Raw genomic sequence first — 3,190 nt, 5'->3', positions numbered from 1 at the left:
TCAGCACCTCGCCCGCGCGCCGCAGCAATGCGTCGCCGGCAGCGTGCCCGAGTTGATCGTTGACGGCCTTCAGCCCGTTGACATCGACCGCTACTGCCGTCACCGGGAACGGGCCCTTGCGTTCCAGCCGGTTCATTTCATCGATATAAAACGAGCGGTTTTTCAGCTTGGTCAGCGCGTCGTGCTTGCCGAGGAATTCGAGGTACGCCTCGGCTTTCTTGCGCGCGGTGATGTCGGTGAGCGCGACCAGCACGAGGTCCCAATTGGCTTCATGGCCTGGAAACACCGAAAACTGCAGATGCACGTTGAGCTGATGGCCTTCGAGCGAATAGTTGATGACTTCGCGCTGGTGAAACAGCCGGTTTTCCCACAGATCGACGAGCTGTTCCTGGAAATGGCCGACCATTTCGTCGCGGAAAACATCGCCTAGACGGCTCAGCAACGTGGCTTTATCAGGCGCGCCGAACATGGTGAGCGTATGCTGGTTCACGTCGAGCACGTGGATTTCCTGCATGCATCGCTCGATGAACTCCGGATGCACGTTCGTAAAAGTGCGGAAGTCGACGATGCCCCTTTCGCGGATATCGTCGAGCAACGACTTTACCGTGCTGAAGTTTTCCACCCACAGCGACACCGGCGAGTGTTCGAACAGCCCGCGTGCGTACAGCTCGCTGAGAGCCGCCTTGCGGCGCACGTTTTCCAGCTCGGTGATGTCCTCCACCGTCACGAGCACACGGTCCCACGTTGCTTCGTGACCCGGAAGGATGACCGCCTTGAGCAACACGTCCAGGCGTTTTCCATCGAGCGCGTAGTTCACCGTCTTGCTCACGAACTGCGCCTTGCCCGACCAGAGTTGCTCCAGTTCGTCAGCGTGGGTGAGCAGCATGTCATCGCGAAACACCGCGCCCAGATTGTCCACGAGGTGGCTCAGATCTCTCGCGCCGAAGAGCGTCAGCGTGCGCCGGTTGACCTTGATCACGCGGATGCGCGACGAGCATTCGGCAATCCGGGCGGTATCGGCGCGCAGGAAAGAACGCAGGTCGACAATACCGTCCGCGCGCCAGCCCTCGAACACTTCGCGCACCGCGCTGAAATCCTCGAGCCACAGCGAGACCGGCGCGAGTTCGAACATATCGGCGTCGTCCGCGGGCTGGCTCGGCGCTGCAGTCACGCTGTGCAATGCGCGTCCCAAGGTGTTCGGCATGTCCATCCTTTCAGATTCGTGCTTGAAATGATCCGGTTTGCGCCATTTTATGCGCAGACATCTCAAAAATAAGCTGAATGCCAAAAGTCCGGGTGTGGCTGCAACACTTTTGCGCGATTCCACGTGCCTCAGGCATGTTTGCTGCGCGCAGGCATGTCATCCAACCGTCAAGGAGGCAATGTCCCATGGCTGATTTTCGTATCTGGTCCGATGAGTTCGCGGCCAACGGTTATCTTTCGAAGACGCATGAATTCGACCAGCAGTCATTTGGCGTCGACGGTGAAAACCTGTCCCCCGCGTTGCAATGGGAAGGCGTGCCGCCTGAAGCCGAAAGCCTTGCGCTTACCGTCTACGACCCCGACGCGCCCACCGGCAGCGGCTTCTGGCATTGGGTCGTGGTGAACATTCCGGCAGACACGCACTCGCTGCCGCAAAACGCAGGCAAGGCCGACGGCAGCCTGTTGCCGGCCGGCGCACTGCAACTGCGCAACGACTACGGCACGGTCGGATTCGGTGGCACGGCGCCGCCGCGTGGGGACAAGGCGCATCGATACATCTTCCGGATTCACGCGCTGAAGGCCGCTCACCTTCCCGTCGATGCCTCGACGACAAATGCCGTTGCGCGCTTCATGACGCATCTGAACGAGATTGATTCGGCGACGTACACCGGGCTTTATGAGCTGAAGTAGGATTCCGCTCGCTGCGGCGGCTGTACCTGCCGCCGCAGTGGAAGTAAACCACTTGAAAGGCGCACGCCTTAAACTGCGCGGCTCCTCTCCTTTTCCCCATCGATGGACGCAGAACAAGGCCTTCCGTACCCCCAGCGCTATTGGGCCATCCTGGTCGTTGCGCTCGGCATCACGCTCGCTGTGCTCGACGGCGCCATCGCGAACGTCGCGCTTCCCACCATTGCACGCAACCTGAATTCGAGTCCCGCCGACTCCATTTGGGTCGTCAACGCCTATCAGCTCGCAATCACCGTTTCATTGTTGCCGCTGGCGTCTTTAGGCGACCGGATCGGTTATCGGCGCGTTTATATGGCCGGACTGGCGCTGTTCACGCTGGCATCGTTTGGCTGCGCGCTGTCCGGGTCGCTGACCTCGCTGGCGGTCGCCCGCGTGATCCAGGGCTTCGGCGCTGCAGGCATCATGAGTGTCAACACCGCGCTCGTGCGCATGATCTACCCGCCGGAGCATCTGGGTCGCGGTGTCAGCATCAACGCGTCGGTGGTGGCTGTATCGGCGGTAATCGGGCCGACTGTCGCATCTGGCGTGCTCGCCATTGCCCCATGGCCGTGGCTGTTTGCGATCAACGTGCCAATCGGTGTCGCGGCGCTGTTCGTGGGCTGGAAAGCATTGCCACGCACGCCGGGGCATCGCCGGCCGTACGACTATCTCAGCGCGTTGATGAACGCCGCGGTGTTCGGCCTCGCGATTACCGCTGTCGATGGCCTGGGCCACGGCGAACATCGTCCGTACGTAATTGCGGAGATTGTCGTGGCGGGCGTGATTGGATACTTCTTCGTGCGCCGGCAATTGACGCAGACGGCGCCGCTGCTACCCGTCGATCTGCTACGGATTCCTGTTTTTGCGCTATCGATCGCGACATCGTTCTGTTCGTTCACCGCACAAATGCTGACGTTCGTCTCGCTGCCGTTTTTGCTGCAGAATACGCTCGGCATGACGCAGGTCGAGACCGGCTTTCTCATGACGCCTTGGCCCATGGTGATCGTGTTCATCGCGCCGCTTGCGGGGATGCTTTCCGACCGGTATTCGGCCGGCGTACTCGGCGGCATCGGGCTTGCGCTTTTGAGCGCCGGATTGCTGCTGCTTGCAACTACGGGCGCGCATCCCGCCCCGTTTGATATTGCATGGCGCATGGCGCTTTGCGGCCTCGGCTTCGGTCTGTTCCAGTCGCCCAACAACCGGCAGATGTTGTCATCCGCGCCGCGCAACCGCAGCGGCGGCGCAAGCGGCATGCTCGGCA

At 61.1% G+C, this 3,190-nt stretch carries 3 protein-coding genes; 2 read left to right on the top strand and 1 reads right to left on the bottom strand.

Annotated features, from left to right (window positions below):
- Nucleotides 1–1,204: diguanylate cyclase domain-containing protein (locus ACRXB1_RS33370; RefSeq protein ID WP_449494460.1), on the bottom strand; the 1,204-nt coding region annotated here is incomplete at its 3' end.
- Between the two features lie 185 nt (nt 1,205–1,389).
- Between ACRXB1_RS33370 and ACRXB1_RS33365 the strand changes: the two genes are divergently transcribed.
- Together ACRXB1_RS33365 and ACRXB1_RS33360 are read left to right on the top strand one after the other, a co-directional pair.
- On the top strand, nt 1,390–1,893 hold the full coding sequence (locus tag ACRXB1_RS33365; RefSeq protein WP_062169642.1) for a YbhB/YbcL family Raf kinase inhibitor-like protein: 504 nt from the start codon (nt 1,390–1,392) through the stop codon (nt 1,891–1,893).
- Between the two features lie 102 nt (nt 1,894–1,995).
- On the top strand, nt 1,996–3,190 hold a 1,195-nt coding region (locus tag ACRXB1_RS33360; protein WP_449494459.1), incomplete at its 3' end, for an MFS transporter.

It is taken from the genome of Caballeronia sp. M23-90 (assembly GCF_053574605.1).
Note: the sequence above shows the minus strand (reverse complement) of the source record. Positions and strands in the feature narration are given on the sequence as shown.